The organism is Bacillus sp. LNXM65 (assembly GCF_002998575.1).
Lineage (GTDB): Bacteria > Bacillota > Bacilli > Bacillales > Bacillaceae > Bacillus.
This window is the reverse complement of sequence record NZ_PVRB01000002.1, coordinates 200,173-215,525: the sequence shown is the minus strand read 5'-3', so window position 1 is coordinate 215,525 and position 15,353 is coordinate 200,173. Positions and strand designations below refer to the sequence as shown.

General features: G+C 43.2%; 18 protein-coding genes. 5 read left to right on the top strand and 13 right to left on the bottom strand.

The window, feature by feature from the left end:
* Positions 1-130: 130 nt before the first annotated feature.
* The 4 genes from C6Y03_RS04640 to fosM are packed head-to-tail and all read left to right on the top strand — an operon-like array spanning position 131 to position 3,325.
* Positions 131-1,024 carry a VOC family protein gene (locus C6Y03_RS04640; protein ID WP_060597585.1) on the top strand — a complete coding sequence of 298 codons (894 nt, stop codon included), beginning with the start codon at positions 131-133 and terminating at the stop codon, positions 1,022-1,024.
* The gene (locus tag C6Y03_RS04635; RefSeq protein ID WP_060597586.1) at positions 1,002-1,763 is read left to right on the top strand and encodes a GTP cyclohydrolase II; all 762 of its coding nucleotides are present in this window, start codon (positions 1,002-1,004) and stop codon (positions 1,761-1,763) included. The genes C6Y03_RS04640 and C6Y03_RS04635 overlap by 23 nt, the downstream gene beginning before the upstream one ends.
* The gene (ribD, locus tag C6Y03_RS04630) at positions 1,750-2,841 is read left to right on the top strand and encodes a bifunctional diaminohydroxyphosphoribosylaminopyrimidine deaminase/5-amino-6-(5-phosphoribosylamino)uracil reductase RibD (RefSeq protein ID WP_106030675.1); all 1,092 of its coding nucleotides are present in this window, start codon (positions 1,750-1,752) and stop codon (positions 2,839-2,841) included. The genes C6Y03_RS04635 and ribD overlap by 14 nt, the downstream gene beginning before the upstream one ends.
* A 58-nt stretch (positions 2,842-2,899) precedes the next feature.
* Positions 2,900-3,325 carry a FosM family fosfomycin resistance protein gene (fosM, locus tag C6Y03_RS04625; RefSeq protein ID WP_060597588.1) on the top strand — a complete coding sequence of 142 codons (426 nt, stop codon included), beginning with the start codon at positions 2,900-2,902 and terminating at the stop codon, positions 3,323-3,325.
* A 129-nt stretch (positions 3,326-3,454) separates the two neighbouring features.
* On the opposite strand, the gene C6Y03_RS04620 is transcribed toward fosM, so the two are convergent.
* From C6Y03_RS04620 to C6Y03_RS04590, 8 genes are all read right to left on the bottom strand, one after another.
* Positions 3,455-4,312, bottom strand: coding sequence for a polysaccharide deacetylase family protein (locus C6Y03_RS04620; RefSeq protein WP_106038915.1), 858 nt, complete (start codon positions 4,310-4,312; stop codon positions 3,455-3,457).
* A 65-nt stretch (positions 4,313-4,377) separates the two neighbouring features.
* Positions 4,378-4,707: a PTS sugar transporter subunit IIA gene (locus C6Y03_RS04615; protein WP_034660460.1), complete on the bottom strand. Its 330-nt coding sequence runs from the start codon at positions 4,705-4,707 to the stop codon at positions 4,378-4,380.
* A gap of 19 nt (positions 4,708-4,726) precedes the next feature.
* Positions 4,727-5,050: a PTS sugar transporter subunit IIB gene (locus tag C6Y03_RS04610; protein WP_060597591.1), complete on the bottom strand. Its 324-nt coding sequence runs from the start codon at positions 5,048-5,050 to the stop codon at positions 4,727-4,729.
* 12 nt (positions 5,051-5,062) lie between these two features.
* Positions 5,063-6,496, bottom strand: coding sequence for a glycoside hydrolase family 1 protein (locus C6Y03_RS04605; protein WP_106038914.1), 1,434 nt, complete (start codon positions 6,494-6,496; stop codon positions 5,063-5,065).
* Entirely contained in the window at positions 6,493-6,750 is a 258-nt protein-coding gene (locus C6Y03_RS04600) for a mannonate dehydratase (protein ID WP_223260731.1), read from the bottom strand. The genes C6Y03_RS04605 and C6Y03_RS04600 overlap by 4 nt, the downstream gene beginning before the upstream one ends.
* Positions 6,672-6,851 carry a hypothetical protein gene (locus tag C6Y03_RS19300; RefSeq protein WP_223260727.1) on the bottom strand — a complete coding sequence of 60 codons (180 nt, stop codon included), beginning with the start codon at positions 6,849-6,851 and terminating at the stop codon, positions 6,672-6,674. Before C6Y03_RS19300 ends, C6Y03_RS04600 begins: the two co-directional genes overlap by 79 nt.
* A 14-nt stretch (positions 6,852-6,865) precedes the next feature.
* The gene (locus C6Y03_RS04595; RefSeq protein ID WP_106038913.1) at positions 6,866-8,176 is read right to left on the bottom strand and encodes a PTS sugar transporter subunit IIC; all 1,311 of its coding nucleotides are present in this window, start codon (positions 8,174-8,176) and stop codon (positions 6,866-6,868) included.
* 89 nt (positions 8,177-8,265) lie between these two features.
* Positions 8,266-10,224: a BglG family transcription antiterminator gene (locus tag C6Y03_RS04590; protein WP_106030677.1), complete on the bottom strand. Its 1,959-nt coding sequence runs from the start codon at positions 10,222-10,224 to the stop codon at positions 8,266-8,268.
* A 136-nt stretch (positions 10,225-10,360) separates the two neighbouring features.
* On the opposite strand from C6Y03_RS04590, the gene C6Y03_RS04585 reads away from it, so the two are divergent.
* Positions 10,361-10,573, top strand: a complete 213-nt coding sequence (locus tag C6Y03_RS04585) for a hypothetical protein (protein WP_223250412.1) — start codon at positions 10,361-10,363, stop codon at positions 10,571-10,573.
* 48 nt (positions 10,574-10,621) lie between these two features.
* Here the strand turns inward: C6Y03_RS04585 and C6Y03_RS04580 are convergent, their stop codons facing one another.
* The 5 genes from C6Y03_RS04580 to aspA form a co-directional block, all read right to left on the bottom strand.
* The gene (locus tag C6Y03_RS04580) at positions 10,622-11,047 is read right to left on the bottom strand and encodes a YwqH-like family protein (protein WP_060597595.1); all 426 of its coding nucleotides are present in this window, start codon (positions 11,045-11,047) and stop codon (positions 10,622-10,624) included.
* A 287-nt stretch (positions 11,048-11,334) separates the two neighbouring features.
* On the bottom strand, positions 11,335-11,598 hold the full coding sequence (locus tag C6Y03_RS04575; RefSeq protein ID WP_106030678.1) for a YwqI/YxiC family protein: 264 nt from the start codon (positions 11,596-11,598) through the stop codon (positions 11,335-11,337).
* A gap of 38 nt (positions 11,599-11,636) precedes the next feature.
* Positions 11,637-12,062 (bottom strand): YwqH-like family protein, encoded by a 426-nt coding sequence (locus tag C6Y03_RS04570; protein ID WP_060597597.1) that lies wholly within the window; start codon positions 12,060-12,062, stop codon positions 11,637-11,639.
* Positions 12,063-12,357: 295 nt separating this feature from the next.
* On the bottom strand, positions 12,358-13,764 hold the full coding sequence (gene nhaC / locus C6Y03_RS04565) for a Na+/H+ antiporter NhaC (RefSeq protein ID WP_106030679.1): 1,407 nt from the start codon (positions 13,762-13,764) through the stop codon (positions 12,358-12,360).
* 140 nt (positions 13,765-13,904) lie between these two features.
* Positions 13,905-15,329: an aspartate ammonia-lyase gene (gene aspA, locus C6Y03_RS04560; protein ID WP_066031535.1), complete on the bottom strand. Its 1,425-nt coding sequence runs from the start codon at positions 15,327-15,329 to the stop codon at positions 13,905-13,907.
* Positions 15,330-15,353: the final 24 nt, after the last annotated feature.

Below are 15,353 nucleotides of genomic sequence, written 5' to 3'. Positions count from 1 at the left end.
TTAATTACTTGAAATAAGTCACTAACTATTATATAGTTTAGTTACTTTAAGTAACAAGGTATTCATTTTTATAGATTTTCAAAAACATTTGAACATGCCGATGCATATATCATGAAGGAGCTGACCGAGCTTGAAGACAATTGAGGAGCTAAGATTGGGTGTAACAGAGTTACATGTGTCCAGCTTTGAGCGTTCTTTACCTTTTTATACAGACATTTTAGGATTTACAATAGTAGAACAGACGGAATCCACCGTCACTCTTGGAAGCAATGCAAAGGAACCCATTCTTTTGTTAAAAGAGGATGCACAGCTCAAGGAGAAGCCTGATCATGAGCCAGGACTTTATCATTTTGCTGTTTTATTACCTACCAGAAAAAACCTGGGCACATGGCTGGCACATGTGATCAAAAAAGGCTATCCTTTAATTGGAGCAAGCGATCACTTTTTCAGTGAAGCCATTTATTTAAGTGACCCTGACGGCATTGGCGTAGAAATATATGCTGATCGCCCTGAGGACGTTTGGGTAGGTGAGCATGGAGAACTGAAAGGTGGCGGAAATGCACCTCTTGATGGAGATGGTCTCCTGCAAGAAGCCGCTGATACAACTTGGGAAGGACTTCCCGCTGGTACAGTGATGGGACACTTACATTTCCATCTTAACCCAGAAGAAGCTGATTCCTTTTATGTCAATACGCTCGGTTTTCACATCAGAATGGCTCCACCAGCAAGCCTGTTTATCGCCGCTGGTGTGTACCACCATCACCTTGCCTTTAATGCATGGGGACGGGGACGAAAAGGAGCCATTGATCCACGTTTTTCAGGAATTAGAAGCTATACACTGGTATTCCCACAAGAAGCAGACAGACAGTCCGTCGTCGAGTGTCTGACAAAAGCAGGCACTCAAGTGAAAACAACAGGGAAAAGTAACGAATTTGTTGATCCATTTGGCGTTCTCGTTCGTTTACAGATTGAAGAAACAGACAAAAAAGAAGGTGCAGAATATGGACAAACACACAGATCTTAAAACAGCCATTTTAAAAGATAAAATCAAACGAGTACAGCAAGAAGACGGGTATATATATATCACTGGACCCATTAAATTGCCAGTGAATTTAGACGGCAGAACCGTGATGTTCAACTGGTATTCATGGTTAAAAGACGATGGAAAAGAGCCATTGTCAGATGACGCTTTAATTGAAAGCCTCTCGTCCCGCCAGCTTGCCGATCAACAGCAGTCAAGCGTTCTAGTGTATGGGGAGTTCGAGCACGCTGACGAAGCCCTTATCCGCATGCATTCCATTTGCCACACTGGTGATATTTTCGGAAGCAAGCGCTGCGACTGCGGGTTCCAATTGAAGCAGTCCATGCGGATGATTGAAGACAATGGTGCAGGTGCACTGTTCTATTTAGCCAATCATGAAGGCCGCGGTATTGGACTTTTCAGTAAAGCCATGGCTTATATTCTTCAAGAAAACGGCTACGATACAGTAGAAGCGAACGAAGCACTCGGCTTTGAAGATGACACGCGTCAATATGAAGAAGCCATCGCGGTTCTTCAAACACTTCGTACAAAGCCAGTCAGACTCATTACCAATAATCCGAAAAAGACAGATGCCATCAGCCATGCAGGTCTATCTCTTTCTGGACGCATTCCGCTTTGGGGTGATGTCTCGGAGTTTAATGAAAAATACTTACAGACAAAAATCAACCGCTCAGGTCACATGAAGGCGGAGCAAGAGGTGCGTACGATTGCCACATCATGAGCGATATATGAATCTAGCCCTTGAAAATGCACAGGCAATGAAAGGTCAGACCTCTCCAAACCCGCTCGTCGGGGCTGTGATTGTGCGAGAGAATGAAATTGTTGGTGTCGGTGCTCACATGAAAGCCGGTGAACCGCATGCTGAAATTCATGCACTTAAAATGGCTGGAGACAAGGCAAAAGGAGCCACCATTTATGTGACCCTCGAGCCTTGTTCCCATCACGGCCGCACAGGCCCTTGCGCGGAAGCACTTGTGAAAGCAGGCGTCGAAACCGTTGTCGTGGCAGCGCTTGACCCGAACCCGCTTGTCGCAGGCCGCGGGATTGCCATCTTACAAGATGCTGGCATCCAAGTGATTACAGGCGTACTGGAACAGGAATCCATTCTCATGAATGAAGTATTTAATCATTTTATTACGAAAAAAACACCTTTCGTGACGCTCAAGGCAGGTATTACCTTAGACGGAAAAATTGCGTCTGCTACGTCTGACAGTAAATGGATTACATCTGAAACATCTCGTTATGATGCTCATCATATCCGCAGTATCAATGATGCGATTTTGGTCGGTGCTCAAACCGTTATTCATGACGATCCTTCACTAACTGCACGGATTCCAAATGGGCATCATCCGATTCGAATTGTCTTAGACTCTAAGCTGTCAACACCGCTGACAGCAAAGATCGTCACTGATCAGACGGCACCTACATGGATCTTTACGACAAAGCAAGCCAATGAGGGAAAACGAGCCGCTTTAGAAGCAGCTGGCGTCAGTGTCTTTATAACAGATAGCGACACGCGGGTGCCCCTGCAAGAAGTGCTTCAAGTGCTGGGAGAAAGAAATGTCTCCTCCCTCATGATTGAAGGCGGCGGCCAGGTCAATGCCTCATTTTTAGAACAGCAGCTTGTAGATAAATTGGTCATCTATATGGCACCTAAACTCATTGGCGGTCGGCTGTCCCCTTCCTTTTTTGGAGGCGAAGGCATACGCCTCATGAGTGATGCCATCGAATTGGATCAACTCTCAGTAGAACCACTAGGGAAAGATATCAAAATAACGGGCTATCCTGTTTATCAATAAACAAGCTTGTAGACCCCATCTACAGGCTTTTTTTCAAATATGTTTTGAGGTGAATGTGATGTCGATAAAAGGAATCAATCATTTGTTATTTTCTGTTTCTGATTTAGAAACCTCTATTGATTTTTACACAAACGTATTTGACGCCACTTTATTAGTAAAAGGAAAAAAGACAGCTTACTTTGATTTGAACGGGCTATGGCTTGCCCTGAATGTGGAAAAAGACATTCCTCGTCAAGACATTCAGCACGCTTACACGCACATCGCTTTTTCAATTGATGAAGAGGATGTAGATCACATGTACAACAAGCTAAAACATTTGAACGTCAACATCTTGCCAGGCCGTCCAAGAGATGAAAAAGATCATCAGTCGATCTACTTTACGGACCCTGATGGACATAAATTTGAGTTTCATACCGGGACCATGAAAGATCGAATCGATTATTACAAGCAAGAAAAAGCTCATATGGAATTTTTTGATGAATGATAAAAAAACAGAACTTCCATCTTCATGAAAGTTCTGTTTCGCCTTTGAACCACCCAAATGTCGATTCACCAATCATCACCGTGAAACTTGTCGTAAAATGTTTCATGTGAAACATTTGTGATTTGATCTCTATCGATTCCCCTCTACCAATCTGCCAAAGCTTTCGGGTGAAAGTCCCGGTGACACGCGAACACGGTGCAAGGACATCATGCCCTGTTCCTTCTTCGCATGTCCTGGTTCAGTGGTGACAGCCATTTGATAACCGGCTTCCTTCGCTAGCTTCAGCGTGTCTTCGTTATAGCGCCCAACAGGATAACTGACCATTCTCGTATGCTGAGAAAATCGTTGATCAAAGAATGCCTTTGATCCTTTTAATTCCTCTTTCTGCTGCTCCTTTGATAAACGATTGAGCTCTAAATGATGAATTGTATGACTCTCAATCGAAAGCCCATTTGCTATCATTTCATCCATTTGATCATCCGTTAAGTGGTTCGGGCGGCCAATGGATTGCGCAATCATGAAAATCGTTGCCTTCATTCCATACTGCTTTAAAATCGGGAATGCCTTAGTATAGTTATCGGTATATCCATCATCGAATGTAATGAGGACACACTTTTCACTTGGCCTCGTATTTGTTGTGAAGACGCGATACGCTTCTTCTGGCGACAGCGTGACATAGCCGTTGTCCTTCAGCCATTTCATATGAGCCGCAAACTCGCTCTTTGGTACACGCAGCGAGCTGCCGCTGGAGATGCTGTGATACATCAAAATTGGAAGCTCTATCGGCTCCTTTTGCTCAATCCATTTTTGTGTATCAATCACTTCCTCTTTTGTCTGCTGAATCTCTTCTGTTTCTTTTGCTAGTAATGGACCCTTTTCCTCTTTGACTACTTGCTGGTTTCCTTCCGTTTGCTCCTTCATTCCCGTACAGCCCGAAATGAGCAGCGCCAAAAGACCAACTGCAATCAACATACATGTTTTCTTCATCCACCAATCCTGCTTTCTCTTTATCTACCGAATGATTATAACAGAAATTGGTTAATAGCTGATATCTATTTTGACAGGGCGTTCATTTTTTTACACATTTCGATCATTTCGATGGCGAGCAGATGAATGGTCTCTGTTGTGAGCATTTGATCTTCTGCGTGTATCAGCAGTAAAGAAAAGGGAAGCTGCTCACCTGCCGCCTCTTTTTGGATCAGCGACAAGTGCAGGTTGTGGATGCTTCGAAACGCTTCCTCCCCTTTTTCAATCAACTGCTGTGCTTTTTCAAAATCATCTGCTCTTGCTAGACGAATCGCTTCGACATAATGACTTCTTGCCTCGCCTGCATGAGCAATGATTTGAAAGGCTGCTCCCTGCATTTCCTCTAATACCGTCATCTGCTTCTCCTCCAATTACTTAAGATTCATTTGCTAGTTTCAGAGCATGCTCTAGTATTTTTTCCCCGTTCGCTGTTCCGTATAATCTCACATTGATGACATCGACAGGTATTTGATAAGGTGCAGCGGTTTTTTCTGCTGCCTTTTTCATAAAGCTTACTTGCGGTCCAAGTAAAATCACCTGAACATCTCCTCCATGCTCTTCTAATTCATCTGCAATGGCCCCTTCAGGTATGGCGTAGATATCATAATCCAGCTCTTTAGCTTCTGCAGCAGCCTTCATTTTGGACACTACAATGGACGTCGACATTCCTGCGGCACAAGCGAGAATGATTCGTTTCATATTCCATCACTCCTATCGATAGATGACTTCTGTTTCACCCTTCAGTTCCCTTGTTTTGATTAATGTCTGGTACCAATACGCTGATGCTTTCAACTGGCGATTCCGTTCATTTTCCAGCTGGATTTCGACTAATCCGTAGCGGTTTTTAAAGGCATTCATCGGTGAGACATTATCCGTAAAAGCCCACAGCATATAGCCCGTGCAATTTGATCCTTCTGCTTTCGCTTGAAGTGCCCGCTTCAAATGCTGGCTGATAAATGAAATGCGATACTGATCATCAATGATACCGTCTTCACTTTTAAACCGTTCTTCCTTTTCTACACCCATCCCGTTTTCGGCTACAAACCACTCGATATTTCCGTATTCTTCTTTTATTCTCATCCCCATATCATAGACAATGTTTGGGTAGATTTCCCAGCCTCTGAATGGATTCATTTTTCTCCCTGGAAGCTCAAACATATCGTAATAATAAGACGGATGAAATGGCGTCCCTTCGTTCCACGCCTTACTCGGCGCCTTGACACGATGCGGATAGTATAAGTTGAGCCCGACGACATCGACCGTATGATTCTTGATGACCTGAAGCTCTTCCTCTGTCGCATCAAAAAGAATATCATGCTTTTTCAACACATCGAGCAATTCCTCTGGATACTCCCCTTTGATGGAGGGATCTAAGAACATTCGATTGAAAAACAAATCATACATCCGTGCCGCTTCTTGATCATGCGGGGCAGAGGATCTTGCATACGTCACTTCTGGATTGAGAATCACCCCGATTTTTGCACCTGTCGATTCCTTCAATCCCATCTCCCGAAACAGCTTCACCACTTTTGCTGTTGCCAGCGCTTTATGATAGTTCCACTGCATCCATTTTTTCGTATTTTGCTCAAAGGGATAACGGATGGCATCTAGATAAACACGTGTTTGGACAACAATTGGTTCATTAAAGCTAAACCAATGTTTGACCCTGTCCCCGTAGCGCTCAAACACTTTTTCCGCATAGAGAACAAACAGCTCGACGACATGCTTTGATGACCATCCGCCATACTTCTCAAGCAAAACGGCAGGAAGCTCATAATGCTCTAAGCAAAACATTGGCTCTACACCTGCTGCAATTAATCCATTGATCAAGTCATCAATGTAACGGGCATAGGTCTCATCCACAATCCCCTTCTCGTAATCTATGAGAAACCTCGACCAATTGATCGATGTCCTATAATGTGTCAGTCCAATCTCTCTCATTAAGGCCACATCTTCAGGATAGCGCTCGTAAAAGTTCGTCGCACCAGCCGGACCATATCCTTCGTGCCACACGTGATATCCTTCCTTATACCATGAATCAATGTACGAATCCTGATGCACCTGCTTTCCCTTCCATCCCTCTGTTTGCCAAGCAGAAGCCGCGGCACCTAGGATAAAATCACTTGGAATCTCGATTCTGTTCATATCGCTACCTTCCCTTTCCTCGTTTGAACGTGAAGCCCCTCCCAAATTCCTTGCAAATACACAGCCCCAAGTACTCGATCATATAAACCGTAGCCAGGTCTGCCTGTCTCGCCAAAGATCATACGTCCATGATCCGACCGGACATAGCCATTAGAGCCCTCTTCAAACAAAGCCTTCACAATTTCCCCCATATCAAGACTTCCTGCTGACGAAAGGTGCGCTGACTCTTCAAAATCACCATTTTCATGAACGATGACATTTCGTCAATGAGCAAAGTGGATGCGCCATTTTTCGCATATTTACGCGCAAGTGAAACGGGATCATCCTCTCCATACCACCTACATTGCATGTTCATTCATGCCCCTCCTTTTATTCTGAATCTGGTGCCGCTTCTGGTTTGCGGTTAGACAAGAGAACAAATGGCAAATAGATGAAGACTGCTACTACAATACAGATGAGCTGTGTGATGACAGCTCCCATGCTGCCAGCGGTTGACAGCCATGCATTCACAATCGGCGGTGTCGTCCACGGCACCATCACGACTGCTTTTCCAGCAAATCCTGTAGCTGTCGCAATGTAACCAATCGTCCCTGTCACAAGTGGTGTGACGATAAATGGGATTGCCATCACAGGGTTTAACATAACGGGTAATCCAAAAATAACGGGTTCATTGATGTTGAAGAGGCCCGGCCCAGATGAGAGCTTGGCAATGCTTCGCATCTCTTCCCTTCTTCCAGCAATAAAAATCGCAATCAAAAGCCCAATGGTCACACCTGAACCACCGATGCTCATATACACATCCCAAAATGGCATCGTGATGATATTCGGAATCTCTTTTCCCTCTTGAAATGCTGTCATATTCACTGCAATCGACCCTAATAAGAGCGGCTCCCGGATCGGTTTGATCATCTGGTTGCCATGGATGCCGATCACCCAGAAAAATTGCGCCACAAACATCAACGTTAAAATCCCCGGCAGACCCTGTACAACATTTTCTAGCGGGCGCTGCACCACGTTATACACTGCTTCATGCAAATAAATGCCTGTCAAACGGTGAAATGCAAAGCCGAATGAACTAATGATCGTAATCGTAATGATCGAAGGAAAAAGTGACGAAAAAGATGTCGCAACATTCGATGGAACAGAATCTGGCATCTTGATTTGAAGCCATTTCACCTCGGTCAGCTTACAAAAGATTTCCACAGATATGATCGCAATGATCATCCCTAAAAATAAGCTTTTTGGATCAGAAAATTGCCTTGCCAGTACATCTACAACCTCACGCATCGATCCATCCACTTCAAGAAGAAGTGTCGTTGGAATAACAGATATAAATGAAATCAATGCCATCAGCCCTGGGAACAGGGACTTGTGCCCGTTGATTTTCCCAAGCTCTATCCCGATGAGGAACACAGCCCCAATCGTTAAAAAGTTCAGCGTGGCATAATTGATTGCCTTCATAATTGGCTGAAGCTCCGCTAAAAATCTGAATATCTCAAAATGAGCAAGCCCTGTTTCCGGGCTCATGATCATATTTGCCACCAATACAGCAAAAGCCCCTGTAATGATGATTGGCATCAATGTGACAAATGCCTGTTTAATCGCCATAATATATTTCTGATTCGTGATGCGATAAGCCACATTCCCCATGACGTCTGCCGCTTTCTCCTTGAAGCTCATGATCCGTCTCCCCCTTTGCAAAAACTCGTGATCATCCTCCTTTTTGATGTTATTTTAAAAGCGCTTTCATTAACATCTAATCTTTTTCCTCACAGATGCGGAAATGGGTGTCCCGTTTTTTCATTCGGATGCTCCAATACTTGAAGCGCCGCCGTCAGTTCCTCAAATGAAGCGGCCTTGATGAGTTGTTCCACCACTTCCTTCCGCTCTGTCAGCCGCACAAGAAATTGATAAAGCGACTGTAATTCTTTTTGATACGTCTTCTGGATACTCAACAAACAAACGACTTGTACTCGATCTTCACCCCACAGCACCGGTTTTTTCAACGTGCAGATCGCACAAAACGTGTCATCTGTTGCCGGCTTCATCGGATGAGGAATCGCGACCAAATGACCGAACGATGTTGGGGACACTTGCTCTCTTTCCAGCAATAATTGTTCAAACTCGTCCGGGATGCGATGTTGTTCCTTTAGCACGTTCACAAAAAATTGAAGAACCTCTTCTCTTGATTGAAGGTCTTGCTGATAAAATGCCAGCGCCGGACTGACATACCGCAAAACCCCTGTATCCTGTGGATCCTGCACAAAACGTTTCAGCCGTACAATATCATCGTCACTTAAAATCGTATGTACATCAATCACTGGCACCGGCAATGTGTTCTGAAGCGGAATGGTACTAATAATAAAATCAATGCTTCTCAAATCATACGAAGGAAGATCCCCAACACTTGCAGTTCCAGCGATCTCCAGCCTTCCGCTAAAAGCCGCCGTCAGCTTATGAAGAAGGAGCTGACTGCTGGCGACACCCGTTGCACACACAATAAGGCATCTCTTTCTCACATGCTGTGATTTTGTCCGCTCGATTGCAGCACCGATATGGAGCGCCAAATACCCAATCTCATCCTCATGGATCTCGACCCCCTCTTTTTCCTTCAGCCATCTCCCCATATAGACACCCGCTTCAAATGCAATGGGATAATGCCTTTTAATGTCCGGTAAATAGGGGTTACGAATGTTCATATCGTACTTAAAACGATGAATGGCGGAACGCAAATGAAGACTTAATCCAACGATCAACTCCTTATCAAATTGAATATCAAGTGACATGTGCTCCTCTACATAAGCAAGTAATTGGTGAGTGAAGCGAAAGTGATCTTCGTCTAGAAGGTGAAATAGCGTATGGCCGTCATCTCCATATGCCATCATCTTGGCACCCATCAAGTGAATCGCAATGTACGCCATTTCAGATAACGGAAAATCAATAGCTAATACATGCCGAATATCTTCTGCCATTTGTTGAGCCACTTGAAAAACAGGCTGCACTTGAATGTCTTTCAATTCCGCTTCTGGCATCATGACTAGTTTTTTCTCTTCAATTCGTTTGCATGCAATGGCGATGTGGGTGACTAAATTACTTAAACCGATCTCTGACAGATGAAGTCCGCTTGCTTTTGTACGTGAACGCACAATGTCCTGAACCAATTGATACGTTTCTTCAGGTAACAGCGCAGAGTTCGCATGCTCTTGCTGAAACACATGCTCAGCCATACAATATCTTAATTTCATTTCATCCCCTGTCAGCCGCAATCCATATTTAGGGCGATGTGCTACAGAAAGTCCATGTAATGAAAACAAATGTCTGACCGCTTTCAAATCATTCTTCACTGTCGATTCACTCACAAATAGTTCCTCTGCCAACCCATCTAATTTGATATAGTCTTCAGACAGGAGCAGCCTTTTCAATAGATACGCCACACGGTCTTTAGGCTGATTGGGAATGACCTGTTCCTTTTTTTCGTTTCTTTCTCTCAGCGACTTTTTCAAAAATGTACGAAATGCCCCATAATCCTCGACGGTCAATGTATACCCTGCCCCGCGTTTGATATGTAGTGCGGCTCCTTGTTCATCTATTATAGATTTAAGCGCTTTCATATCTGTTCGGATGGTTCGTGATGTGACGCCAATCACGCGGGCAATTTCTTCACTTGTCAGTTCCTGCTCCGCTTGCATCAAGCGTTTCAGGAGCTCCTCCTGACGTAAAGATAGCATGGGCTCTCCTCCCTTGGCATTTACTTTTGCCTATCATCATAAACGAAAATAGAACTCTTTGCCCAGTTTTTCTTACAAATCGGGAACCTCAATATGGCTCAATCGTATGATGATGAAACAAGAGGAGGGATGCATTATGGGTTCTTTTATGTTTGTTGTTATGATCATATTGGCTTCTTTAGGAGCAATCATTGCCCACCTGTTCACATCAAAGGATAAACGTACATCTGCTAAGCGTTCTTCACATCACAGTTCAACGACAAGTACCTATACTGATTCATATACTCATCACGCTTCTGATGCCTCCTGCGGGGGAGATTCAGGCGATAGCGGTGGTGGATGTGACTAAACAAAAAAACAGCCGCTCGCTTATGAGACGGCTGTTTTATATTTTATTTTAAAGAGCTTTCCAGCCCCGTTCAATCAAATGTTTAACATCCTTTGCAAAATCCTCGCCCTTTTCCATCACGTCCTGGGCTCTTCCGGCAAAATTACTGGCAACAGCCAGCTCCATTTTTTTTAATTCAAAGTGCAAGATTTTTTGATCAATCTCGGTTATATATTTTTCATACTCATTGTTCACGATGTCGTGCATTACATGGTAGGCGTCTTTTCGGTGGCGATGAAAGTCGGTTCCTCTCTCACCTTTCCATGACGAATCTAGAGCAGGCTTCTTAATTTCCTTTATGTCTGACTGCGCAAGATCTTGTTCTGTTCGAATATTGCTTTTGGCTGTCTTTAACCGAGAGATCATTTCATCAAATTCTGCACGTCTGTTTTCAATTCCCATATGCAGATGGTGTAGCATCTCGGATAAACTCATGTCATCCACCTCTATCGGACCTCATACGAAAGCACAGCGTCAGAGCCTTGGAAGCTATCGACTCACTTGATTTTTCCAATCCTGACATTTCTATCGTTTCGCTTTCATTAAGTATAGTATAAGGTGAAAAGCCTCAGTCTTAAATAGGGAAAAGGTGTCCTTTTAGTGACGTGTTTGGAAGAAAAACGGAATAATACAAGGTCGTACATCCTGAATTTTATATGATTCCATTGAACTATATTTCTTATCATGCAAATGTAATCCATAAATAAAAGCGATTGTGCTGATTATTTTGCAGCAATCGCTTCGTCCTGTTCTTTTAAGGTTTTCACATTCGAGCGCGTGTCCTGGACATTTTTGATTAAGGCTTCTTTAAAGTTTGAGACCATTTCGTTCACCTCTGCCTCACGTGCCGTCCATTTGGTCACAAATTCAAGGCTGTTTTCACCCGCTTTATCTGCTGCTTTTTTCATCGTTAAAGCTTCGACTGCTTGGGAGACTTCATCTAGTTGATTCATAACTGTTTGGTAGTTTAACTTAATTTGTCCCATCGTGATATCCTCCAGAATTGTTCAGTGTGAAAGCAGCTTTAAAAACTGTTCCATGCTTTTGAGATCAAGCGTTTGGCGTCCTCTACTGCGTCTTCTCCTTTTTCAGCAAGACGTGCGGCGTCTCCAGCTAAGGAACTGGCAAAGGATAACGCAGTTTGTTCAGCTTCTAATGTACTGATTTTGAATTCGATGCGGCTCACGTAGCGTGGGTATTTGTCGTTCACAATCGTTTGCAGCGCATCATGTGCTTCATTCCGCTCTGATTTGAAATCCTTGCTTCGCTCACCTTTCCAAGAGGCCCCAAGCTTTGGCTGCTTAATTTGCTTCAGGTCTGTTTCTGCCGCATCTTGTTCACGTTCGACCTTACTTTTCGCCTTTTTAAGTCGAGCGATTTTCTCTTCAATTTCTGCTTTTTTACTTGTAATGCCACCGTTTAGGGCAGACAGCATATCCGACAAGCTCATTATAGCTTCCTCCTCCTGTCAAAAAATAAAAACGCTGCTTAGAGTTCCTCTAAACGAGCGTAAGGTGAATAGCACTTTTTCCAATATTGTTATTATAAGGTTCAAAGACTCATGTTTGAATAGGGATTTGTACCCTTTTTATGGGATAAATATGCTTTCATTCTGCTTCACATTACCCCTTTAGACCTCTTTTATAAAGGGTCTAAACTCCCGATCATCTTCTTTATATCATATGTAGTCTCTCGGTCCTAGGACAAGCAAAAGCCGCCTAATTGAGGCGGCTTTTGTAAACGGCTTATGAAGCCGATTCTTCTGAGTCTTGTTGATTTTTGACGTACCAAATGAATTTCCCTGTATATCCGTAGATAATGGCAAGAGCAATGGCAACAAAGCTCAACCACATAAATGGTAAATATGAGAATGTCGAGACGCCTAGAATTCCAGCCATGTAAATTCCGTTATCTGACCACGGAACCATACCAGACGTCATTGTTCCACCGACCTCAGCGTTTCTAGATAGAACGCGTCTGTCTATTTTCAATTTATCGTAGCTTTTTTCCATAATTTTCGGTGTAAGAATTAATGAAACGTACATTGCACAGCCAAAAATATTTGCGAAGAATGCAACAACAAGTGTAGATAAGGTTACATTTCCTGCATTATATAATTTCTTCTCGAAAGTAGCGACAATCACTTTTAAGACGCCGAGATATTCAAGTACGCCACCAAAACCAAGCCCGAGAATAATGACAACTAAAGATCCAAGCATATTCACAATACCGCCACGATTTAACAGCGTATTTAAGAAATCTACATCTGAATTAATAGAGAAGCCATTGTATGCTGAACCAATCGCATCTGCTGGATTCATTCCTTGGAAAGCCATCGCCCAAATAGATCCTAAAAGAGCACCAATGGCAATAACAGGCATTGAAGGTTTCTTAAATACGAGCAGTAATACAACCACTACTGCTGGGATGACCATCCAAATGTTAATGGTAAATGTATCATGCAGGGCATTTTTCAAAAATTCTACCTTATTTTGATCAATGTTGCGTCCACCATACATAAAGCCTGTAACCGTAAACATAATGGCCGTAATGACAAAGGCTGGTATGGATAAAACCATCATCGCTCGAACATGCGCCAGCACGTCCACTTTTGAAAGAGAGGAAGCGAGCACTGTACTATCTGATAATGGGGATAATTTATCTCCAAAATAAGCACCTGATAAGACGGCACCTGCCACGATCGGAAGTGGGATACCTAGCCCTTCACCAATTGCGATCATCGCAATCCCTGCCGTTCCAACCGTCCCCCAAGAGGTTCCTGTTGCAATGGACATGAGTGCACAGATGACAAGTGTAGCTAATAAGAAGATATTAGGATGAATAAACTCTAGACCGTAGTAAATTAACGTAGGTACAACTCCACCTGCAATCCATGTACCAACAAGTGCACCTACTGCAATTAAAATTAAAATGGCTTCTAGACCATTCGATATCCCTTTTGTGATCGCATTTTGAAGATCCTTATATGAATGCCCCAATCGAATACCTAATGCGATAACTATAAACCATGAGATAAACAATGCTAGTTGAATATCTAATTTGAAATAAAGAGTAAAAGATAAAACAATTGCTAAAAATAAGCCAAGTACAGACACGACTTCTAACATAGACGGCAGACGTGGTGATTTCATTGTGTTTCCTCCCTTTGTGAGTGCGTTAAGCGTTTTCAAAATATTGTGAAAAAAGTGTGTCAATTCGAAAGAAAGTGAATTGCCTGTTTTTCTCTATTTCACAGGCAATTCGACATATTAATAAAATAAAATTTTTGATATTATTCCCGTTCTAGCAGTTCTTGTCCTGCAATACCAGGCTTTGTCATCTCATATGGATTCAAAATAATATCAAGTTCTTCTTCTGTTAACACATCATTTTGCAAGCAAAGATCTCTAATGGATTCTCCACTTAAAATGGCTTCCCTTGCGATTCTAGCCGCGGCTTCATAGCCTAAGTGAGGGTTTACCGCAGTAATGACGCCTGCACTTTTTTCCACATATTCTTTCAAACGTTTTTCATTTGCTTCAATGTCCACTAAACAATGATCTGTGAATGAGCGGAATCCGTTATTCATTATACTAATAGATTGAAGCAAGTTAAAGACCAAAACAGGCTCCATCACATTTAACTCAAGCTGGCCTGCTTCAGAAGCAAGACAGATGGTATGGTCGTTCCCAATGACCTGGAATGCAATTTGGTTAATGAGCTCTGCCATGACTGGATTGACTTTCCCAGGCATAATGGATGATCCAGGCTGACGAGCTGGCAATGCAATTTCAGCAAGTCCTGCACGTGGACCAGATGCCATTAGGCGAAGGTCGTTGGCAATCTTAGACATGTTCATCATGCATACTTTTAATGCGGCGGACACTTCTGTGTAAGCATCTGTATTTTGCGTAGCATCCACGAGATGCTCTGCGCCTACAAGCGGAAGACCAGAAATATCTGCTAGCTTCTTCACCACGATTTCAATATAACGAGGATCTGCGTTTAGGCCTGTCCCAACAGCTGTTGCACCCATATTCACTTCATATAAATGCTGCTTTGATTGGTTGATCCGTTTAATGTCACGGCTGAGCACGCGGCTGTATGCCTCAAATTCCTGTCCTAAACGAATTGGAACAGCATCCTGCAGGTGTGTACGTCCCATTTTGATCACATGATCAAATTCTTTTGCTTTCTTTTTGAATACGTCCTGCATCGTTTGCATTGTTTCAAGCAGAATGTCTAACTGCTTCAATACAGCGATGTGGATCGCTGTTGGAAACGAGTCATTCGTCGATTGTGACATGTTTACATGTGTGTTTGGGCTTAAATGGATGTATTCACCCTTTTGATGTCCCATGATTTCTAGCGCTCTGTTTCCAATCACTTCATTGGCATTCATATTCATCGACGTTCCTGCGCCGCCTTGGATTGGGTCTACAATAAAGTACTCATGCAGCTTGCCTTCAATAACTTCATCAGAGGCTTGTACGATGGCATTTCCAATTCCTTCATATAAACGTCCAACTTCCATATTGGCTTGAGCTGCTGCTTTTTTCACGATGGCAAAGGCTCTGATCAGTTCCTCGTGCATGCGATATCCTGTAATCGGGAAATTTTCTTTTGCACGAAGGGTTTGAACCCCATAATACACGTCTGCCGGAATTTCTTTTTCACCCAGAAAATCCTTCTCATAGCGATAAGTTGCTTGAACCATCTGATATGACCTGCTTTCTATAGA

Excerpts from the sequence above, each read along its gene's own strand:
- C6Y03_RS04580 (WP_060597595.1), bottom strand. The coding sequence starts at position 11,047 with ATGAGTTTATCCGAGATGCTACACCATCTGCATATGGGAATTGAAAAC.
- fosM (WP_060597588.1), top strand. The coding sequence starts at position 2,900 with ATGTCGATAAAAGGAATCAATCATTTGTTATTTTCTGTTTCTGATTTA.
- C6Y03_RS19300 (WP_223260727.1), bottom strand. The coding sequence starts at position 6,851 with ATGAACATGCAATGTAGGTGGTATGGAGAGGATGATCCCGTTTCACTT.
- C6Y03_RS04570 (WP_060597597.1), bottom strand. The coding sequence starts at position 12,062 with ATGAGCTTGTCGGATATGCTGTCTGCCCTAAACGGTGGCATTACAAGT.
- C6Y03_RS04615 (WP_034660460.1), bottom strand. The coding sequence starts at position 4,707 with ATGACGGTATTAGAGGAAATGCAGGGAGCAGCCTTTCAAATCATTGCT.
- nhaC (WP_106030679.1), bottom strand. The coding sequence starts at position 13,764 with ATGAAATCACCACGTCTGCCGTCTATGTTAGAAGTCGTGTCTGTACTT.
- aspA (WP_066031535.1), bottom strand. The coding sequence starts at position 15,329 with ATGGTTCAAGCAACTTATCGCTATGAGAAGGATTTTCTGGGTGAAAAA.
- C6Y03_RS04595 (WP_106038913.1), bottom strand. The coding sequence starts at position 8,176 with ATGAGCTTCAAGGAGAAAGCGGCAGACGTCATGGGGAATGTGGCTTAT.
- C6Y03_RS04610 (WP_060597591.1), bottom strand. The coding sequence starts at position 5,050 with ATGAAACGAATCATTCTCGCTTGTGCCGCAGGAATGTCGACGTCCATT.
- C6Y03_RS04635 (WP_060597586.1), top strand. The coding sequence starts at position 1,002 with ATGGACAAACACACAGATCTTAAAACAGCCATTTTAAAAGATAAAATC.
- C6Y03_RS04605 (WP_106038914.1), bottom strand. The coding sequence starts at position 6,496 with ATGAACAGAATCGAGATTCCAAGTGATTTTATCCTAGGTGCCGCGGCT.
- C6Y03_RS04575 (WP_106030678.1), bottom strand. The coding sequence starts at position 11,598 with ATGGGACAAATTAAGTTAAACTACCAAACAGTTATGAATCAACTAGAT.
- C6Y03_RS04590 (WP_106030677.1), bottom strand. The coding sequence starts at position 10,224 with ATGCTATCTTTACGTCAGGAGGAGCTCCTGAAACGCTTGATGCAAGCG.
- C6Y03_RS04585 (WP_223250412.1), top strand. The coding sequence starts at position 10,361 with ATGGGTTCTTTTATGTTTGTTGTTATGATCATATTGGCTTCTTTAGGA.
- C6Y03_RS04620 (WP_106038915.1), bottom strand. The coding sequence starts at position 4,312 with ATGAAGAAAACATGTATGTTGATTGCAGTTGGTCTTTTGGCGCTGCTC.